At 27.5% G+C, this 21030-nt stretch carries 15 protein-coding genes and 1 CRISPR repeat array; of the genes, 9 read left to right on the forward strand and 6 right to left on the reverse strand.

Annotation, left to right across the window (positions count from 1 at the left end):
- Positions 1 to 117: 117 nt before the first annotated feature.
- From J3E06_RS07845 to J3E06_RS07870, 6 genes are all read right to left on the reverse strand, one after another.
- A complete protein-coding gene (locus J3E06_RS07845; RefSeq protein ID WP_048187096.1) occupies positions 118 to 1770 on the reverse strand; it encodes a transglutaminase-like domain-containing protein in 1653 nt (550 codons plus the stop codon).
- 248 nt (positions 1771 to 2018) lie between these two features.
- Entirely contained in the window at positions 2019 to 2597 is a 579-nt protein-coding gene (locus J3E06_RS07850) for a TetR/AcrR family transcriptional regulator (RefSeq protein ID WP_013179957.1), read from the reverse strand.
- Positions 2598 to 2939: 342 nt separating this feature from the next.
- Positions 2940 to 3458 carry a cyclophilin-like fold protein gene (locus tag J3E06_RS07855; protein ID WP_013179956.1) on the reverse strand — a complete coding sequence of 173 codons (519 nt, stop codon included), beginning with the start codon at positions 3456 to 3458 and terminating at the stop codon, positions 2940 to 2942.
- Between the two features lie 59 nt (positions 3459 to 3517).
- On the reverse strand, positions 3518 to 4606 hold the full coding sequence (locus J3E06_RS07860; protein WP_013179955.1) for a DUF3737 family protein: 1089 nt from the start codon (positions 4604 to 4606) through the stop codon (positions 3518 to 3520).
- A gap of 15 nt (positions 4607 to 4621) precedes the next feature.
- Positions 4622 to 5617, reverse strand: a complete 996-nt coding sequence (locus J3E06_RS07865; protein ID WP_048187089.1) for an alpha/beta hydrolase — start codon at positions 5615 to 5617, stop codon at positions 4622 to 4624.
- A gap of 151 nt (positions 5618 to 5768) precedes the next feature.
- Positions 5769 to 6191 carry a cupin domain-containing protein gene (locus J3E06_RS07870; RefSeq protein ID WP_013179953.1) on the reverse strand — a complete coding sequence of 141 codons (423 nt, stop codon included), beginning with the start codon at positions 6189 to 6191 and terminating at the stop codon, positions 5769 to 5771.
- Between the two features lie 333 nt (positions 6192 to 6524).
- Here J3E06_RS07870 and cas6 point away from each other — a divergent pair, with 333 nt between their 5' ends.
- The 9 genes from cas6 (at position 6525) to cas2 (ending at position 16310) form a co-directional block, all read left to right on the forward strand.
- The gene (gene cas6 / locus J3E06_RS07875) at positions 6525 to 7277 is read left to right on the forward strand and encodes a CRISPR-associated endoribonuclease Cas6 (protein ID WP_013179952.1); all 753 of its coding nucleotides are present in this window, start codon (positions 6525 to 6527) and stop codon (positions 7275 to 7277) included.
- A gap of 104 nt (positions 7278 to 7381) precedes the next feature.
- Positions 7382 to 8773 carry a Cas8a1 family CRISPR/Cas system-associated protein gene (locus J3E06_RS07880; RefSeq protein ID WP_013179951.1) on the forward strand — a complete coding sequence of 464 codons (1392 nt, stop codon included), beginning with the start codon at positions 7382 to 7384 and terminating at the stop codon, positions 8771 to 8773.
- The gene (locus J3E06_RS07885; RefSeq protein ID WP_013179950.1) at positions 8766 to 9707 is read left to right on the forward strand and encodes a hypothetical protein; all 942 of its coding nucleotides are present in this window, start codon (positions 8766 to 8768) and stop codon (positions 9705 to 9707) included. The genes J3E06_RS07880 and J3E06_RS07885 overlap by 8 nt, the downstream gene beginning before the upstream one ends.
- 90 nt (positions 9708 to 9797) lie before the next feature.
- Positions 9798 to 10889, forward strand: a complete 1092-nt coding sequence (gene cas7i / locus J3E06_RS07890) for a type I-B CRISPR-associated protein Cas7/Cst2/DevR (protein ID WP_013179949.1) — start codon at positions 9798 to 9800, stop codon at positions 10887 to 10889.
- A gap of 95 nt (positions 10890 to 10984) precedes the next feature.
- The gene (gene cas5 / locus J3E06_RS07895; RefSeq protein WP_013179948.1) at positions 10985 to 11731 is read left to right on the forward strand and encodes a CRISPR-associated protein Cas5; all 747 of its coding nucleotides are present in this window, start codon (positions 10985 to 10987) and stop codon (positions 11729 to 11731) included.
- Positions 11731 to 14220, forward strand: a complete 2490-nt coding sequence (locus J3E06_RS07900) for a CRISPR-associated helicase/endonuclease Cas3 (RefSeq protein WP_013179947.1) — start codon at positions 11731 to 11733, stop codon at positions 14218 to 14220. The genes cas5 and J3E06_RS07900 overlap by 1 nt, the downstream gene beginning before the upstream one ends.
- Before the next feature lie 155 nt (positions 14221 to 14375).
- On the forward strand, positions 14376 to 14918 hold the full coding sequence (cas4, locus tag J3E06_RS07905; protein WP_013179946.1) for a CRISPR-associated protein Cas4: 543 nt from the start codon (positions 14376 to 14378) through the stop codon (positions 14916 to 14918).
- 142 nt (positions 14919 to 15060) lie between these two features.
- Positions 15061 to 16026, forward strand: coding sequence for a type I-B CRISPR-associated endonuclease Cas1b (cas1b, locus tag J3E06_RS07910; RefSeq protein ID WP_013179945.1), 966 nt, complete (start codon positions 15061 to 15063; stop codon positions 16024 to 16026).
- Positions 16027 to 16046: 20 nt separating this feature from the next.
- On the forward strand, positions 16047 to 16310 hold the full coding sequence (gene cas2 / locus J3E06_RS07915; protein ID WP_013179944.1) for a CRISPR-associated endonuclease Cas2: 264 nt from the start codon (positions 16047 to 16049) through the stop codon (positions 16308 to 16310).
- Between the two features lie 346 nt (positions 16311 to 16656).
- A CRISPR array of direct repeats spans positions 16657 to 20968; the repeat unit is 31 nt; unit sequence GCTAGAAATAAGACTATAGTAGATTTGAAAC.
- Positions 20969 to 21030 lie beyond the last annotated feature (62 nt).

Here is a 21030-nt window from a genome sequence, read left to right on the forward strand (position 1 = left end):
TCAATATAAAGATATTTTGATTATATTTATTAATTTAAGAGTATTTCTTTTATTATCTTTACATTTATGTTTGTTATAATATTAATAGATAGTATATTAAAATAAATAAAAGAAAAATTAATATCCAATATTAATTTCTAAAATATAAGGATATTCTTTTGAATTATCTTCAATATTGTTTTTAAACGTTGTGTAAACTCCTTTATAACCCTTATGTTTTTCCAATTCATTTTCAACGATTAAATAATAATTATATTTTAATTCAGGCGCTAAATCTTCCAAGTAATAATTTATTTGCTCGCCAGATTTATAATTTAAAGGCAAATATTCATTAGTCAAATTATTATCAATTTTTACACCCTTATTTTCTAAATCATTATTTAAATTTGAGGTTGCTAAATTTAACATATACGGCGTTATATACCTTTTTTTAGTCATATCTTTTGTATCTTGAACTATTGAAACTATTGTTTCATTATTTTCTAATTCTACTTTGTATATTGTTAAATTTTCAATATCATAGTTGTTTAAGTGATTACCTAAGTTAAAAACGGTGTTTACTTGGTCTATTGCATAATAATTATTGTTATATTCTATCGCTGTAAAACTGTGCCCTTCCTTTTCTTCTTTACCATATTCTTCAAGTTCTATTATATAGGGAGTATATCCCGAATTTAACAAGTATGCAGCAGTATATAATGTATAATCCGCACAAATACCACTTTTTAACATATACATTTCAAAAGGTGTATACGGCCTACCATAATCGTCCTGATTTGCCCTTGTTTCATTGTATTCAAAGTTTTTAGCTTGGAAGTTTGCTAAATTAATGGTAGTTTCCAAAACGTTGTCAGATTGCAAATAACTTAATTTTGGTATCTCATTTAAATATTTAGGTTGCAATAAAGCTTTTGAATAGTCGTACATATTAATTATATTGTTATTATCGTAATCATCATAATATCCATAAATTTCTTCCTTTGGATGTGTATAACTCGTCGAATCCTGATTTTGGAACATTGAAATTATTGTATTTTGGTTTACAGCGACTATAGCAACTAAAACTATTATTGCAAGTATTCCCATATTTTTAATTGAAAATATATTTTTACTTCCACTATTTTTATTTTTAGTATTATTTTTATTAATTTTATTAATTTTATTAATTTTATTTTCACTAATTTTTTGATATTGTCTATCAGTTCTATTTTTAATTTTATCAATATTATCTCTTTTAGTTATTGAATATCCTTTCAAGTTATTCCTAAAATCTCGATAATAGTTTACATCGATATATTTCGCATAATTTTTATTATTCAACAAAATATCAATAAGTTCGACGACTTTATCATTTTGCTTTTTCGTATAATAATTATCTATTTCGTCCTCTATTTCCTTAACATCTTGCTTATACCTATTAGAATACAGTATTTCATTGTAAAAATTTTTAAATTCTGTTTTTTTATCCTTAGAATTGTCTATCATATACTGAATATATTCATCACTATCATAAAGACGATTACTATTATTTAAAATATTTTCAATATATTTTTTAGAAGTTTCCTGATTTCCGTTTATATATTCTATATACGCATAATACATATTCATAGAGCCACTTGAACCATTGTAAGCCAATTCTCTATTAATTAAGGCTTTAACCTTTTCATATTCTCCATAATACATTAAAGGCTTTATAACACGGATTATTTCTGAATGAGTATGAATTTCTTCATCCATAATGCGAGTATAATCTTTTAATATCTTTTCCAATTCTTCGATAATTTCACCTGTATATAATTATATAATTAAATTAGTAATACAATATAATAAATATGCAAATTTGATATTAAAAATCTTTAATTAAATGTTTATATATTTTATGAAAAAAATTAAAAACAGTATTAGTTATTTGTTAGTTTTTAATACAATTATTACCTGTAAAATTAAAAATTAAATATATTTAAAAGAAAAAAATAATAATAAACTCCAATAATAATAGTAATAAATAACGAATAAATTTAATTATTAGAAAAACCATTCCATATTATTTCAAAACCGTCTTCGATAAGTTTAGATTCATTTTTTGAAGAACCTACATTATTAATTACCTCTACTACAGTTCTGCTATTTTGATAAAACATTGCAATGACTAATTCGGAAGGTAATTCTTTAACGTATCCGTTTTTTATCCCACTTTCAATTAGTGTATGTAAAAATACATATTCTTTCATCACTTCTTCCCGGGTAAAATTTGATATGTAAGGGGAATTGCAAAATTGTCCAACGAAAATAAATTCGTTATGGTTATTTAATCCCCATTTAGTTAAATTATACCATATTTTTTTCATTTTATCTTTAAAATTATGTTGTGATTCAAGGTCTTTTACCATTGTTCGACTTAAATCACCCTTTACTTCAAAATACAAGTTGTTTATTAAGTCTTCTTTCGTTGGGAAGTAATGGAAGAGTGTACCTGTAGCTACGCCTGCCTCTTTTGAAATTTGAGCTGTGGAAGTTCCGTGAAATCCACGTTCTGTAAAAAGTTTCAATGCAGCACCCATTACAGCTTTTCTTTTGTCTTCAATATTTCCTTTCATACTTATCTCGTCCTAATTGATTAGCCACTTAATTGTAATAATGTTTAATAATTTAATTAATTGAGCTAGTATTTATGATTTATCAATCTTAAAACTTGAAAATTTATTTTTTGCCACAAGATAGTGTTAATATTATGTGATAAGCATACCGTAATTAGGTATAATTTTATAATATATAATTCTTAAAAATAAATAAAAAACTAACCATAACTAAAATATAGAAATTATATATAAATATGATAATGAACTAATTAATCCTTTTTTCCTTTAAAAGATAGTTTAATTTAGATATGAATATTATAGATATAATATTAATGAGTGAATCTAAGAATATTACTATTTTTAAACTTTTTCAATTTTTATTGTGCCAGACATATTTTCTATATTTTCGCCACCTGAAATGACGTTCCCTAATTCATATAGTCCACGTGCTGACCCAAAACTATCATAAAAGATTACCACATCTCCCCAGGGTGCATAATACGCGAGTGTACCAAATTTTGCATTTGCTAAAGGTGTATTGGTCGTATTAAGTTTTTTAGGGGGGTAAAATATCTTTTCGTTATTACTGTAATCTTTAACTTCACTCGTTAATGGTAATTGTTCATAAAATTCCTTGGCAGCTTGACTGTCATTAAGCTCAAAAAATGTTTTTTTCCCGTTTGATTCGATGCTAATTTTCATTTTTGAGTCCTCTAAAATTTGAGTATTGCACAATACTTTATCATTAGTTGAATTGGTAATATCTTTACCATAATTATTATTTTGTTCGATACATCCTGTTATGAAAATTGTTAGCAAAAATACTATAAAAAAAATTGTTATCTCTTTTATAGTATTATTTTTAGAATTAATTTTCATATATTTTACCCCAAAATTTAACCTATAAAAATATATGAGTAGTTTTGTTTTAATGTTTATTAATCATATTTTCTTAAATTATTAATTATCTTGTTTTTTCGAACTTCAATTATACAAGAACTATTTAAATTATCCCCCTTACAATGAGGATTATAATTAGAATTAGAATTATCTTGTTTTTGATTTTCATCTATTATTATATCGTCAATATAGTCTGCAACAATGTGCCCACTTCTTGGATTTTTCACGCTTGTTATTGAACCATTGATTACGGCATTAACATCGCTATATTCAAAGGAATAATCACAATCAGTCATCTCACAATCTTCTAAAACCAAACCTTTTGCATAACAAAGTGGTTGAGTTCCAATTATCTTGCAGCGGATTAATTTAAGATTTTCAGAATACCAGCCCAGATATTCACCTTTTACAATACTATCTGAGACTATGACATTTTTACTATGCCAAAAAGCATCCTTTGTATTCAGACGAGAGTTTTTAATTTCAACATTTTCCACATATTGAAAGGAGTATTTCCCATTTAATACGAAGTTATCAAATAAAAGGTCTTTACTATGTAAGAATGGATATTCAGACTCAAGTTCTGTATTTTTTAGTTCCATATTATGAGATAACCAACCAAATTCCGCTGAATTAATGGTGCTATTATCAATAAGGACATTTTCACATTCCCTTAATGCTTTAATGCCTCCTAAATGGCAGTTATTTATTTTCAAATTTTTAATATACCAAAGTGCAGCACGACACGTATCTGTCATACGACTATTATCTATTTGGGCGTTTTCAACGTGCCAAAAAGGATAACGAAGCCTGAAATCACAATTTGAAACATATATATTACTACTTTCTTTTAAAGCAGATTCTCCATCAAGAGGGCCATCAAATATGCAATTTATAATTTTTGCATTGTGTATATTGTATAGTGCACGCTCTTCATCTAATTTTAAGTTATCATATGTTTTTATATTCTCATTTTGCCCATTACATTCATAATATTTGGTTTTAAGGGGAATTGTCCCCTTGCAATGTATTTTATCTAATTTATCTAACTTATCTAATTTATTCAAATTATTCAAATTATTCAAATTGCCCATATTATTTAAGTTATCGTTAATATTTTGACCCATAATAAATACCTGTCCTTATTTCAAATATTTTTTAAAAAATTCTTCCAATTTATCAAATGGAATGTAATTATTATCTCCTCCGTCATACAAGTCAATATGTCTTGCATTAGGGACTATGTAAAGCTCTTTTGGTTCAGCAGCTCGTTCATACGCATCTTCACTGTAGTATCTCGAGTGAGCATTCTCACCGATGATAAATAAAATTGGTCTCGGAGATATGGTTTCGATGTAGTTCATTAAAGGGAAGTTCATAAAAGACATTCCGCTCGTAGCAGTGAATGAAGCTCCTGCATTTATGTGAAATCCTCTTTTCATTGCATAATATTCAAAGAATTCGCTACTAACTGGGTCTAATCCTTCAGGAATTGAATCTGCAGGTGTTCTTGGGAACCCTTCCGGTACTAATGGACTTCCATTTTCAAAGTCAACCCATCGCTGTTTTGCCATTTGAACCATCATTTCAGCACGTTGTTCGTCAGTTAGTGTTTTTCCAAACCCTTCCCTAAACATACCACTTATGTCATACATACTTGCAGTTGCTACTGCTTTGATACGTGGGTCAACTTGTGTAGCAGTAATTGAAAATCCCCCACTTCCACAAATGCCAATTGCTCCAATTTTTTCCCTATCTACAAAATCTCTGGTGCCTATAAAATCAACTGCAGCACTAAAATCTTCAACAAATAAGTCCGGTGATGAAATATGTCGTGGTTCTCCCTTGCTTTCACCATTGTATGATTCGTCAAATGCTAAAGCAACAAAACCTCGCTGTGCCATATTTTGAGCATATATGCCAGCACCCTGTTCTTTTACACCGCCATAAGGTGTTCCTATAACGATTGCAGGGTATTTTTTCGACGTATCAAGGTCTTTTGATAAATACAAGTGTCCAGCAACTTCCACTCCGAATTTGTTTTTAAACATAATTTTTTGAATGCTTACATTTTCACTTAATTCAAATGTAAGACCGTTAACATCTACATTAGTAGAGTTATTGTTTTTTAATTCCATAGTTTCACCCAAATAATTTAAAATGGTTATTTCTTTTAAGTACAAGTAATTTAGTATACGTTATTTTAATTTTTTTTATTTATTCTAATTTTTATTTATTCTAATTTTTATATATTCTAATTTTTATATATTCTAATTTTTAGTTATCTATTTATTTTAATTTATTATATTCTTCATCAGAAACTGGTTCTAACCATTCTACAGAACCTAACTGCGAATTTGTCTCCACAGATAAATGTACAAACCAGCTATCGGCCGCTGCCCCGTGCCAGTGTTTCACATTTTTAGGAATTTCGACAACATCTCCAGCTTTAAGCTCCCTTGCAGGCTTTCCTTCTTCCCGATAATAACCACGCCCACCAGTAATAAGCAAAATTTGTCCTCCTGGATGTTTATGCCAGTTATTTCTACAGCCCGGTTCAAATGTTACATTTCCGATTGGACAGTTAAATTCATTGTCCCTATCCACTAACATACTGAGCCATACTTTTCCCGAAAAATACTCGCTGAATATTTCCGGAATTTCCATTCCTTTTGGGAATATTGCACTATCGCTTAAATCATTTGATGTCATATTAGCTCCCCTTTTTTGATTTAATTTATTCATTTTTTTCAATATTTATTTTCTCAGCATTATTTATGTATGACTGATTAGTCAATTTAATATATGGATATTATAATATATATAGTTGACTGATTACTCAGTTGATGATGTATAATGTTATGAAATAATTATTTTGATTAGTTCTTTTATATTATAGATTTTTCTTTTATTGTTTTTTAATTCCATTTTTAGTGATAGTTTTAGCAGGTAGGATATCAAATAATACCATTATTTAAATAATTACTTAAATATACTGTATTATTGAATAATTAGCTTATTAAATGATTTTAAAGAGGTAATCCTATGAGGATAAGTATTAACTTAAAATGTGAAAAAAATACGACAATACCTTTTAATTACCAGTACCAGTTGTCTACTGCGTTATATAACTGTATGTACGACAATAATAAAGAATTTGCAGAAAATCTGCACAAATCTAAAGATTTTAAATTTTTTACACACTCCTGGTTATTTATGCCAAATTCAAAAGTTGGTAAAAATGGAATAATATGCAAAGATGGAAACGCATTCTTTAAAGTATCCTCGCCCAATGATGAATTAATGACTCATTTATTGCAAGGTTTATTTAAAGTGGGGTATATGCAAATTAACAATACCAAACTTGATGTAGTGGGCGTACTAAATGAAAAAGGATATAATTCAAACATCAAAAAGATGAAAACTATTTCTCCGGTATTATTACGTACTAAGAAAGAAAGAAATGGGATTGATAATACAGAAGGGCTAAAAATATATGACATATTACCTCAGGAAAATAGTGAAAAATTTCACGAAAATTTGAAAAATAATTTAAAGAGAAAATATTCTTTATTTTATGATAAAGATTATGAAAACTGCGATTTGGATTTTGATATAAATATATCGGAAGCTAAATCCAAGCGAGTTAAAATTAAAGACAGCTTTCAAAGATGTTCTAACTTAAAATTTGAAATAAGCGGTGATGAAGATTTAATTAAATTCGCATATGAGTGCGGATTGGGAGAATTAAACTCAATGGGTTTCGGAATGATTGATAAATATTCATATAAGTGCTAATTAAATATGGAAATAATAAAATTAATAATAATATTAATAAATTAATAAATTAATAATTAAAAAAAATTATAATATGTACTTATATAAATTTAGGGGGCATTATTGTGTCAATTTTTAAAATGACTGGTAATCCGTTTGTAAATCACGGCATATATTGTATATCTGGCATTCTTGATAAAGAAATAAATGAAATATCAATAGATGATTTATACAACGTTGCTAACGATGAATTCATATACCGTTGTGATTCAATAAAAGCCTATACAATGGTATTTGGAATGAATGGGCCATTAAAACAGCCGAGTTTTAAGGGAGATAAACGAAAATTTTATAAGAATTATTTGATTAGTTTAATAGAATCTATTAACAAAGATATTACCAAAAATACCTGCAAAGAAAATAATAGTAATTGTAATGGTAATAGTAATAGTAATAGTAATTATAACACCAATAAAAAATCTGTATGTATGGTATGCGGAGAAGAATATTCTGAAGATATTACCGATATTTGGATAAATACTCAGATTAAATCAGGCTTAGAACCTCAAAAAAACGATAAATTTGAGAAATTTATTGGAAGAGAATTATTTCCACTAATTGGCAGTTATGGAAATGACGCTCAAATATTGCCTGCATCATCAAAAGCTCCGCATATATGCCCAAAGTGTTTATTTGCAGTTAACTTTTTACCCCTATCTACGATGTTAATGAAAGGCAAATTAATATGTCTGGAATCTAATTCTACAGAATTAGCAAGAGATTTGGTCAATAAATTATATAATGAGAATACCAAAGGCGTGAATTTTGAAGATGATAAGCGAGAAATACCTGGTAAAAAAGAAGGAAATTTATTCTACAAAACTTTAATGCAATATTTTGGAGAGCTAAAGGAATATCGGAAAAATTTGGACTTGAAAAACATAGAATTATACATTTGGATGTATAGTAATGGGGGAACCAGTCCAGACTGTGAAGTTTACGAAATTCCAAATGAAACGTTATTATTTCTAAAAAAGATTTCTCGAAGAGATTTCATAGATGAATTTTATACTGTAATAATTAATGACAAATCAAGACAACTTTTTGAAAATATCGTCAATAATCAAGATTATTTATATCTTTACCCCTATAAAAAATTTAATGGCGTTAGTATTGAATTATATGAATTTTATCAGAGGGAAGTCGTTAAAAGAAGTGATTTATATTTAGAAATTGCTAAAAAAATTGCTAAAGAGTTTATAAATAATAAAGATAAAAAATTCATTGATAAAATTTCAAAAGGCGATGCTTTTAAAGAGCGACAGAATGTAGTTGATTTGAAAAAATTAGTTTACGAAATGATATTAAATGGTATATTAACCTATGACGAATATATGGAATTTTTCAATAACAAAGGATTTTATTTAAAAACTAATAAATATGACGATTATTTGCCAATTACATTTTACATCAATAAATTCAAAGAAGGATTAAATGGAGGTGAAATAAGTGAATAATGAGGGTAATGAGGGTAATGTGAATAATGTAGATAATTTAAAAAATACCGAAAATTTTATAATTAATCCGGAAAATTTAACATATAAAATTTCTTCTAAAAAGACGAATTCCATAATAAAAAGTTTTGCAGAGCTTTATTTTTACTATTATGTTGAAGATATGGAAAATGGTGCGGGAAAAGGTATTAAAAAATTTAAAAAATTCATATTAAACGAAGAAATGACCAATAATTATTCTAAAAAAATGTATTGGTTAGAAAATTCACTAAATAGGCTAATGGAAGTTTATGGTACGTTAGAAAGCATAAATAATTTTGAATTTATGAAACTATTTGAGGAAGATGCTAAAAAAATCTATGATGAAAGTGATAATTGGATTTCATTTATATATGATGAAAATGGCGATTTAAAAACTTATGAACTCCTTTATCAGTTAAGATTAGCTTTTGCAGAGCTTTACAATCAATATGTGATTAAAAACGATATTTCTAAAGAGTTTGATTTGCAAGATTCAAAATATGATATATATAAAATTTCTTCTAAAAAAATGGACTCTAAAATAAAAAGTTTTGCAGAGCTTTATTTTTACTATTACGTTGAAGATAAAAATGCAACAAAAGGTGGAAATGGATTTAATAACTTTAAAAAGAATGTTTTAGAGGGCGATATTAAAAATAATGGATTAAAATGGTTGGAAGATTCATTTTTTAGACTCGCAGAAAATTATCAAATTACTGATGAAAATAAAATAAAAAATAAAATAAAAAATAAAAATAAAAATAAAAATAATTTAAAATTAAATTATGATGGCTGGTTGGAATTTATCTCAAATTATGAAGGTAATAATAGCATATATGCGAAATATGAACTTCTTTATCAGTTGCGATTAGCTTTTGCAGAGCTTTACAATCAATATGTATCAAAAAATAGTTAAAAATTAGACCTAATTAAAAATATTAACTACTAATTAATTATCGAGTATTAATCTATTAAATTTAATCAAAAAAGATAATTTGGTGATAATATGAAATTTAACAATATTGCGGGAACTTTTGTAATTGATGCGAATGCGAGCTTTTTAAACGGTGCAGGATTAGGTGCAGGGGAGGATAAGACCACAGTAGTGATTAAAAAAATGAAAGATGGTAAACATACAATACCTTATGTATCAACTCAGTCCTGGAAAAGGTGGTTAAGAAATACGGCAGTGGAAGAAAATGAGTGGAAGAAAAGTGAAATAAAAGGAATAGACGTAAATGATAAGGGAAACACAAATAAAGTAGCAGGTGATTTAAACCCTATATTATGCCCTGAAGACGATATATTTGGTTATATGTCTGCAAAAAGTAAGGAAGCTCAAAAGAATGAAAAAGAAGAGGCTAAAAGAATTGGAATACCAAAAGTTAGGGCAGTAATTAGAAAATCACCTTTTGTAGCAACGATTTTGAAATCAGTTAAAAAAACAGGGGTTTTAACAAAAGATGACGCATTTGTGCATATTAAAAATGGGTCTCCAGTACCTTATACGACAGAATTTTATAATACCTGCCTTGAAGGTTTATTTTGTATAGAATGCAATAGAATTGGTATATTTGATAATAGGGGCGATAGAGTAGAGTTAGATGACGCTAAAGCCTACGATTATTTAAATGAAGGTTTAATCGAAGTTTTAGACGTTGACGTTGAAAATGAATCTAAAGGTTGGAAAAGATATCAATTAACTAACTTAGAAGAACAGAGAAAAGAGAGGATTGCGGGAATTTTAAAAGCTTTATCTGTATTAAGAGGGGGTGCAAAACAGGCTGCTTTTGGTACTGATGTAGCTCCAAAAGTGATTATTATGGCACCTATGCAATCTGCAAATCCAATATTTAACAATTTGTTTGAATGTGATGAAAAAAACAACTTAAAATTAAAAATAGATGTTTTAAAGGAAATTTTATCAGATTATAAGGATAGAATAACTGGAAAAGTATATATTGGTATAAGAAAAGGTTATGTTTCAAATGAGGAAGAAATAAAAGCACTCAAAGAAATTGAGAATGATTTAGGCTTAGAGTTTGAAATTGCATCACCTATTGAAGTAGTTAATAAATTTAATGAAAATGAATTTTAAAAATTTTAAATATCAACTTTTATTTATTATTTTTAAACTCTAATTTTTACATAACGTATGTTAAAATAACTAAAAATAAACTATTTGGTGAAAATATGAAATTATTACACGTACAGTTTCAAGCTTACACCGCTACATTCAAAATGCCAAATATAAACTCTGGGACAATGGTCAGTATCCCCGTGCCCCTTTATTCAACAATTGTAGGAATTATAAGCTCCTGTATGGGCAGGGAATTACAAAGAGATGAAACAAAAATCGGTTTTAAATATTCCTATGAAAATAAAGGTAAAGATTTAGAAACTACGCACCGACTTAAATACGATGGTGGTTTATTAAAACAAAATTCAGAAAACAGTGTCACGGCTCGAGAATTTCATATAAAGCCTATATTAGATATTTATTTATCAAATTTGAATTTAAAAGAGTATTTTTTAAATCCTGTATGGACACCTTCATTAGGTAGGTCTCAAGATGTAGCGTGGATAACTAAAATAGAGGAAATTGACGCAGAAAATATAACCAATGGTAAAATAAAAGCTACTTTAGTACCTATCGATAGTTTAAAAGGTAAAACAGTTCCTGGTAGGCTAATACAAGCCACAGACTACTATTATAATTACGACTGTGAAAACTCTAAAAAATATGGTTATGGGCATAATAGAACATTTGAAACTCCACAGATATATATCGCTACGCCCCACTCAAAAAAAGGTATAGATATAGAAATGGACAATTTGTATCAAATAAATACTACATACAATGACGATGGAAATACTACCAATATCGAAATAGTTAGTGATAATGAAGTAATTTATTTACATAAATTAGGTGGATATTAATGCTTTTTGCAAAAAGTAAACCTTTTGAAACATTATATGACCATTCTATAAATACTTACAATACTGGTATAAAAATAATAAATAATTTACCCTTTGACGATGAAATAAAAAGAGAATTAAAAAATAATCTTACTTTACCTCTTTTATTTCACGATATTGGCAAATCTGCTACTGGTTTTCAAGATTTATTGACAAAGAATAAAAAATGGGGTAAACGTCATGAAATTTTATCTGCATTATTTTTAAAAAAATTTGATTTGTCCGATGAACAAATATTTTCTGTGCTTATGCATCACAAATATATTCCGGAAAATAATTTAATAGATTTATCTTCGAGATATTTTAAATATGATATAATATTACCGTATGATGATTTTGATGATGATGAAGAAGAAGATGAAGGGTATCACGAAACATATTTAAAAATGATAGATGAATTTAATCAAAATATTGAAGAAATAACAATTTTATCAAATAATTTATTAAATTATATTAATTATCCCAAAAATAGCAACAATTTAGATTATAAATTAAGTGCAAAAGAGATATTGTCTAAAAAATGGTTTTATGCAAATAATGATGTTAATAAATGGAATAATCAACTAAAAAATATGTCATACGATAGCAGATATTTAGCGGCTTTATATCGGGGAATACTTATGTCTGCTGACCATCTGGCTTCAGGACATATTGAAATACCAGAAATGCTTAAAAATATGGAAAATTACCATATTTTAAAAGAAGGGCATCAAAAAAGACCTTTTCAAAATAAATGTGAAAATTGCACCAATAATTTAATGCTTGTTGCACCGACGGGTTCTGGAAAAACAGAAGCTGTATTATTGTGGTTAAAAAATAATTTCAAACCTTATTCAAGAGTTTTTTATGTATTGCCATATACTGCGTCAATAAATGCAATGCATCAACGATTATCTCTATTAGGTACGTCAGACGGTAAAATCACTAACGTACATAATATTGGAGTATTACACTCTAATTCACTATCTTATTACTATGGACTTTTAGAAGATATGGATGAAGATAATAAAAATGACAATAAGAAATATACCAAAGATAGTGAAAAAGATATTTCGAAGTTATCAAAAATGGCAAGTGAATTATCCAGTTTATCAAGAGAAATGTACTATCAATTTAGAGTTTGTACCCCTCATCAGTTATTAAGGTTTAGTTTACGAGGTAGGGGCTGGGAGTTCTTTTTATCTGAATTTCAGAACAGTATTATTATTTATGACGAAATTCACGCATTTCAACCAAAATTGGCAGGTTTAACAATATCTACCGCTAAATTACTTACTCAAATGGGTGCAAAAGTAGCTTTTATGTCAGCAACATTTCCAGAATTTTTAAAAGAAAAAATAAAAGAAAATATTCCCGATATTGAAGAAATAAATTTGAATGAAGATGACCCGGCAGATAGAAAAATTTTAGATAAGAAAAGGCATAAAATAAACGTTGTTTCAGGCAATATTTTGGATAATTTAGATATGAGTTATATTTTGGAATTATTAAACGATAATAAAAAAATATTGATAATTGCAAATACCGTTCGAACTGCTCAAAAAATTTATGAGATGTTAGATAAATATCTATATGAAAATTCTCAAAAATATTACGAATTAACTAATAAGGCTAATAAGGCTAATAAGTCTAATAAGTCTAACAAGTATAGTAAAAATAATAAAAATAATAATAAAAATTACGATGAAGGTAATGATATTTTAATGTTATTACATAGTCGATTTAATAAAAAAGACCGTAAAGATAAAGAAAAACGGTTAATAATAGAGGATAGAACACTATTACCTGATATAGTAGTTTCTACGCAAGTTATAGAGGTTTCATTAGACATAGATTATGATGTAATGTTTACCGAACCTGCACCTATGGACGCACTTGCTCAAAGATTTGGGCGGGTTAACCGTAAGGGTGAAAGAGAACCTGCAAACATATTCATATTTTCAAATCAAAACTCCAAAATTGATATTTATAATTCCGAAAGAGTCCAAAACACCGTTTACGAATTAGAAAAAATTGCAAAAAGTTCTAAAAATGTATTATCTGAAATGAATCTTTTGGAAATTGTAAATACAATATATAAAAATGGGTATAATGAAGAAGAAGAGCGTAGTTTTACAGAAGGATTAAATTATAAATATTTGGTCAATTTTAAAGAAACTATGGTCGCAGGCGTCGGTAAAGACTGGGTCGACGAATTAATAGATAATAGTCAAAGCAGATGTCAAGTTCTTCCACTTGAAGACCGTTCTGAGTTCGATAGGTTGATTGAAAACAACGATTATATCCACGCTCGTGATTTACTTGTCGATATGAAATACAATATGATTTCAAATTCCAAGGTTATTGAAAAATTAAAAAAATCTAATGCATATGTGGTAGATTGTGAATATAACTCTAAAATTGGTATTAATTTAACTAAAGAATCTAATTCAAATAATTGTATTTTATAATACATTTAATTACCTATTATTTTATATTTTTATATTTTTATATTTTTACTAATTTACTAATTTACTAATTTATTAATTTATTAATTTATTTTTTGTTTAACATATTATTAGTTTATTAGTGTAATTTTGCATTTAAATTAACTTGGGTAAAAAAAATGAAAAAAACAAATATAGATTTTGAAAAAGAACTTAATAAATTAAATGTACGGGGAATTGAAATTAACTACTATTTTATCTGTAAAACTAAGTTATTTTTATTTATGAACAATATGGGGCTTGAAAAAAACCACGAAAACGTAGAATTGGGAAAATTATTGCACGAAACCAGTTATAGGTCTAATAAAGACAAAGAAGTTATCATAAATAAGATTGCAATCGATTTTATCAAAAAGAATAAGAAAGAGGATTTTATTGAAATTCACGAAGTAAAAAAATCTGATAAAATGGAACTTGCAGATTATTATCAAATTTTGTACTATATATATTATTTAAAAAAATTAGGTATTGAATCAAAAGGAGTTATTAACTACCCAAATCAAAATAAAAAGAAAGAAATAACCCTTAATGATGAAAATATTAAAAATTTAATTCCCGTAATCCAAGAAATTGAAAAAATACGTAATTCTAATTTAATAATACCTCCAAAAAAGAAAAAATATTGTAAGAAATGTGCATATTATGAATTTTGTTTTTCATAAATGGTAGTTTGCAATTTTAAGTTAATTGAATTATTGAATTATTGAATTAATTAAATTAATTAAATTAACTAAAATATTAATCAATACTAAACAATAATAAATTAAGATAAAATTAAGGATAATAAACTAAAAGAGGGGACTTATGAAATACAATAAATACTTAAATTCAGAGGGTAAATTATACAGAAAAGAAAATACGGTTTATTTTATGGATACAAAAGGTAAAAAAACGCCCATTCCCGTTGAAAAAATTTATGCGTTATATTGCTATAAGGAAGTTTCTTTTACTTCAAGTGTAGTTATTCTTTTAGCAAAATACAACATACCTATCCACTATTTCGGTAGATATGGAAATTATGTTGGTACTTTCTACCCAAAAGGTGAAAATTATTCTGGGAAAGTGATTGTACAACAAAGTGAAAATTATTTAAATTCTGACAAAAGACATTATATAGCAAAAGAATTCGTAAAAGGAAGCATTTTAAACATATCAAAAAATTTAAGTAGATATAAGCTTGATTATGACAAAGAAAAGTACATAACAGCACTTCAAAAAGTTAATAGGATTACTGACATTATGAATGTAGAAGCACTTATGAGAAATGACTATTACAACAATTTTGACAATATTTTCAAGAATTTTAAATATGAAAAAAGGTCGAGAAGACCTCCCGAAAATGAAATAAATGCTTTAATAAGCTTTGGAAACTCACTCCTATATTCGACCGTTATTTCGGAAATATTCAATACGCATTTAAATCCTTCAGTTTCTTATCTTCACGAGCCTTATGAAAGACGATACTCGTTAGCATTGGATATTGCAGATGTTTTTAAACCCATATTTGTAGACAGACTCATATTTAACCTGGTAAATAAAAAAATAATTAACGAAAATCATTTTGAAAAGGACCTAAATTCCTGTCTATTAAATGACGAAGGTAGGGCAATATTTTTGAGTAAATATAATGAAAGACTACAAAAAACTATTAAACATAGGAAGTTAAATCGAAATGTTTCTTACCAGAGACTTTTAAGATTAGAATGCTATAAGCTTGAAAAGCATATTATGGGGATAGAACAGTATGAACCATTTGTAATTTGGTGGTAATAGGGAGGGTGTAATGTAAAATGTATGCAATAATAGTATATGACGTTTCAGTTGAACGTGTCAATAAAGTGAAAAAATTTCTTAGAACATATATGACCTGGGTACAAAATAGTGTATTTGAGGGTGAATTAACCAAATCAGAATTTGAAACGGTTAAAATTGGATTAAAAAATATAATAGACGAAGATTACGACAGTGTTATAATTTTTAGTTCCAATACTTCAAAATATATTAATAGAAAGATATTAGGCGTGGATAAAAATGAATTAACAGATATTTTGTAAATCATAAAATCAAATATCATTTAAAAATCTTTTATTTTTTAATTAATTAAATAATTAAAAGTCTCGTATTGCCCATATTTTGCAAATAATTTATAAATATAAATATATTAATTTATACACATAATTAAATATCCTGTAAAAAATACGGATATTGTTAAAAATTAAAGTTTATTTAACGACCAATAGTTAAAATATCCATATGTTATTACATTATAACAAATCTGCAGATTTTGAAAACGTCTCGAACTATTATAAATAAACCACATTATTATAGATTCGAGATTTTTGTTTTCAAACGGAGCGATTTAACAACATATTTATACCAAAAGGAGCAAATATAACACGTGCTAGAAATAAGACTATAGTAGATTTGAAACATAATGAACGTATTAAAATGTATAGAATTAGGGCAAATTGCTAGAAATAAGACTATAGTAGATTTGAAACTTTGACGTTAGTTTATAATATGCTTTTGGTAATTTGCTAGAAATAAGACTATAGTAGATTTGAAACTAAATGACGTTATTGTATCATTATTAGGCAGTAAATCAAGCTAGAAATAAGACTATAGTAGATTTGAAACCCTTACCCATTCATAAGCCCCATAATAAAAGGGTCTTGCTAGAAATAAGACTATAGTAGATTTGAAACAATTGATTCAAAGGGGCGGTTAAATTATCAAATAACTGCTAGAAATAAGACTATAGTAGATTTGAAACTATATGGAATAATAGAATTTAATTGGATGTATGTTAGCTAGAAATAAGACTATAGTAGATTTGAAACGCTTTAGCATATAATCTTAATTTATCTCCTGCTTTGCTAGAAATAAGACTATAGTAGATTTGAAACCCTGAAGAGCCACTTGAACCAGAACTTCCTGAACTTCGCTAGAAATAAGACTATAGTAGATTTGAAACGTTATTGTTACACATTATAACCCCTCTTTTATAAGCTAGAAATAAGACTATAGTAGATTTGAAACAGTTTACACCTCGTCATTATCCATAGGGTACCCCTGCTAGAAATAAGACTATAGTAGATTTGAAACACTGATACTAACTGAACAGCTTTTGAAGTGTCAAAGCTAGAAATAAGACTATAGTAGATTTGAAACCTATTAACTCTTTGTTGAATTAATCTTCGTTCAAATTGCTAGAAATAAGACTATAGTAGATTTGAAACTGCATCGTATTTATGCCTTAATAGGTCATATATGGCTAGAAATAAGACTATAGTAGATTTGAAACCATAATACATTATCTTTATAATATAATGTTATTGCAGCTAGAAATAAGACTATAGTAGATTTGAAACAACGTGCTCGATATCTCCGAGCTGAATTAGTTCAATAAGCTAGAAATAAGACTATAGTAGATTTGAAACATTGGTAGTAGGGATTAGCACCTCTTTGTTATCTATGCTAGAAATAAGACTATAGTAGATTTGAAACTCTGAGACGTTTAGATTTTCTGCAATTTCTCCAAAGCTAGAAATAAGACTATAGTAGATTTGAAACGCGTTTTTAATTTCTTCAATGTATTCATTATATTGTTGCTAGAAATAAGACTATAGTAGATTTGAAACCTACGGCTTGTCTAATTTGTAACTTCTTACCAACATATTCTGGCTAGAAATAAGACTATAGTAGATTTGAAACTACATAGGATGGAGTATAGTATCATATAAAAGAATGCTAGAAATAAGACTATAGTAGATTTGAAATATCAGTCTATACTTGTATATATTTTGTATGCACTATGCTAGAAATAAGACTATAGTAGATTTGAAACCTTGATGACAAACATAACGATGTAGGACGATATTTAGCTAGAAATAAGACTATAGTAGATTTGAAACTTCACGACATTTAGCGTAGAACATACACCTGACGCTTTGCTAGAAATAAGACTATAGTAGATTTGAAACTTACTACATTGAGAATTTCGATATAAAATTCAATTGCTAGAAATAAGACTATAGTAGATTTGAAACCAGGGTTGGATTCTGTTTCTACATTATCGTATTCGTGCTAGAAATAAGACTATAGTAGATTTGAAACTCAAATTTGTCGGCACAAGCAATTGCTATTATTTTCAGCTAGAAATAAGACTATAGTAGATTTGAAACGAATATTATAAAGCACGTGCATTGCATAATCAAATCAAGCTAGAAATAAGACTATAGTAGATTTGAAACATACAAATACGGAGCATTATATAACATTAACACCAAAGCTAGAAATAAGACTATAGTAGATTTGAAACGAAGAGGTGCAAAATGAATAATAAAAATATATATATGCTAGAAATAAGACTATAGTAGATTTGAAACGCTTGTGCTTGGGATGTATTTGGACACGATGTGCTAGAAATAAGACTATAGTAGATTTGAAACTGGATATCGATTTAGAAAGTATTATGATGTTATTAGCTAGAAATAAGACTATAGTAGATTTGAAACAAATTACAGACCTTAAAATTAAGGATTGTGAAGCTTGCTAGAAATAAGACTATAGTAGATTTGAAACTCATCATAAACAAATATACTCACGATATGGTAATTCGCTAGAAATAAGACTATAGTAGATTTGAAACTATTCCTATAATATAATTGATAATTTGAAATTACGAATGGCTAGAAATAAGACTATAGTAGATTTGAAACTTTTCATAAGTCCGTCGTTAGTCGTTGACAGATGTACTCTAGCTAGAAATAAGACTATAGTAGATTTGAAACGTGTAATTCAAAAGTGGATGATAATAATCTTCATTCATGCTAGAAATAAGACTATAGTAGATTTGAAACTCGGGTACAATATCGGTATTTACATAAGGTATATGGGCTAGAAATAAGACTATAGTAGATTTGAAACTTGAAATTAGAAAAAGACGACATAGTATTGATATGCTAGAAATAAGACTATAGTAGATTTGAAACTGCTGATTTAATTACGTTGTCAAACCATAGCACTCCTGTGCTAGAAATAAGACTATAGTAGATTTGAAACGAATTTGAATATAAAGCGAAAGCAGGGGATAAAATAAGGCTAGAAATAAGACTATAGTAGATTTGAAACGAAGATGGTGTTGCAGTAATGAGCTTAAAACAAGGGGCTAGAAATAAGACTATAGTAGATTTGAAACATTATGCATAATATACTATTTTTTGTATTTATTACTTCTGCTAGAAATAAGACTATAGTAGATTTGAAACTCTTATTTAGGATAAATTATTTATTTCTCTTTTCTCTGCTAGAAATAAGACTATAGTAGATTTGAAACGGGAAATAAATTTCTTACAATGTTCTGCACAATATTTGCTAGAAATAAGACTATAGTAGATTTGAAACATTTTTTTCTTGTCTTTCTTCGACAAATATGAATATGTCAGCTAGAAATAAGACTATAGTAGATTTGAAACGAACCAGTAGAAGAAATTAAAAACGATAATAACAACGCTAGAAATAAGACTATAGTAGATTTGAAACATTATGTTTAATAGATTATATTATTCAATTACACATTCAGCTAGAAATAAGACTATAGTAGATTTGAAACCAAACCACATAAAGTTAATACCTTTAAGTGATTTTAGCTAGAAATAAGACTATAGTAGATTTGAAACATACATTTTTAGTCTCTTGAGGAGGTATCGAATAAGGCTAGAAATAAGACTATAGTAGATTTGAAACAAAATAATAAAAATTCTAAAAGTTCCAATAGTCAAGAAAAGCTAGAAATAAGACTATAGTAGATTTGAAACAGTAATGCGAGTAAATTACTTTTATCACTCGTTAAAAAGCTAGAAATAAGACTATAGTAGATTTGAAACATTTTGTATTTTATTATTTCTGTGGATTGGCGGTAAGCTAGAAATAAGACTATAGTAGATTTGAAACTCAATTAGCGAAGCACTAATGCTATCAGCGTAATGTACAAGCTAGAAATAAGACTATAGTAGATTTGAAACATAGCCAGGAATTCCGAAAACGTACCGCCCCAGGGTTAGCTAGAAATAAGACTATAGTAGATTTGAAACCAGCATAATCCCATTTTTCATTTTCGTTCATTGTTTCAGCTAGAAATAAGACTATAGTAGATTTGAAACGAGCATGAGTTATACGTGATTGAATTCGTATCAATTGATAGCTAGAAATAAGACTATAGTAGATTTGAAACAATATGGTAGGTCTTCCAAGTAATACGGAAGTTGAAGCTAGAAATAAGACTATAGTAGATTTGAAACTATAATCAATGACGTTATTAGATTTTAAAAAAGGGCTAGAAATAAGACTATAGTAGATTTGAAACATAACTCCTTTAAACACACACTGACCTGCAACCTCCACAGCTAGAAATAAGACTATAGTAGATTTGAAACAAGTAGAGCGGAGTAAAGAGCTCCCAAACGTTGAATTTAGCTAGAAATAAGACTATAGTAGATTTGAAACTTAGAAAAGTAAGAGATGTATCCTTTTTTTATGATAAACGCTAGAAATAAGACTATAGTAGATTTGAAACATGAAGCAGATACTCCAGTTTCATTAGTTTCAGACAGCTAGAAATAAGACTATAGTAGATTTGAAACAGATTGAAAGACAGCATATACAGACTTGCAGAGGCTAGCTAGAAATAAGACTATAGTAGATTTGAAACTTAGAAAAGTAAGAGATGTATCCTTTTTTTATGATAAACGCTAGAAATAAGACTATAGTAGA

Origin of the sequence: Methanococcus voltae, assembly GCF_024807655.1 — an archaeon.
GTDB lineage: Archaea > AGJL01 > Methanococci > Methanococcales > Methanococcaceae > Methanococcus > Methanococcus voltae_D.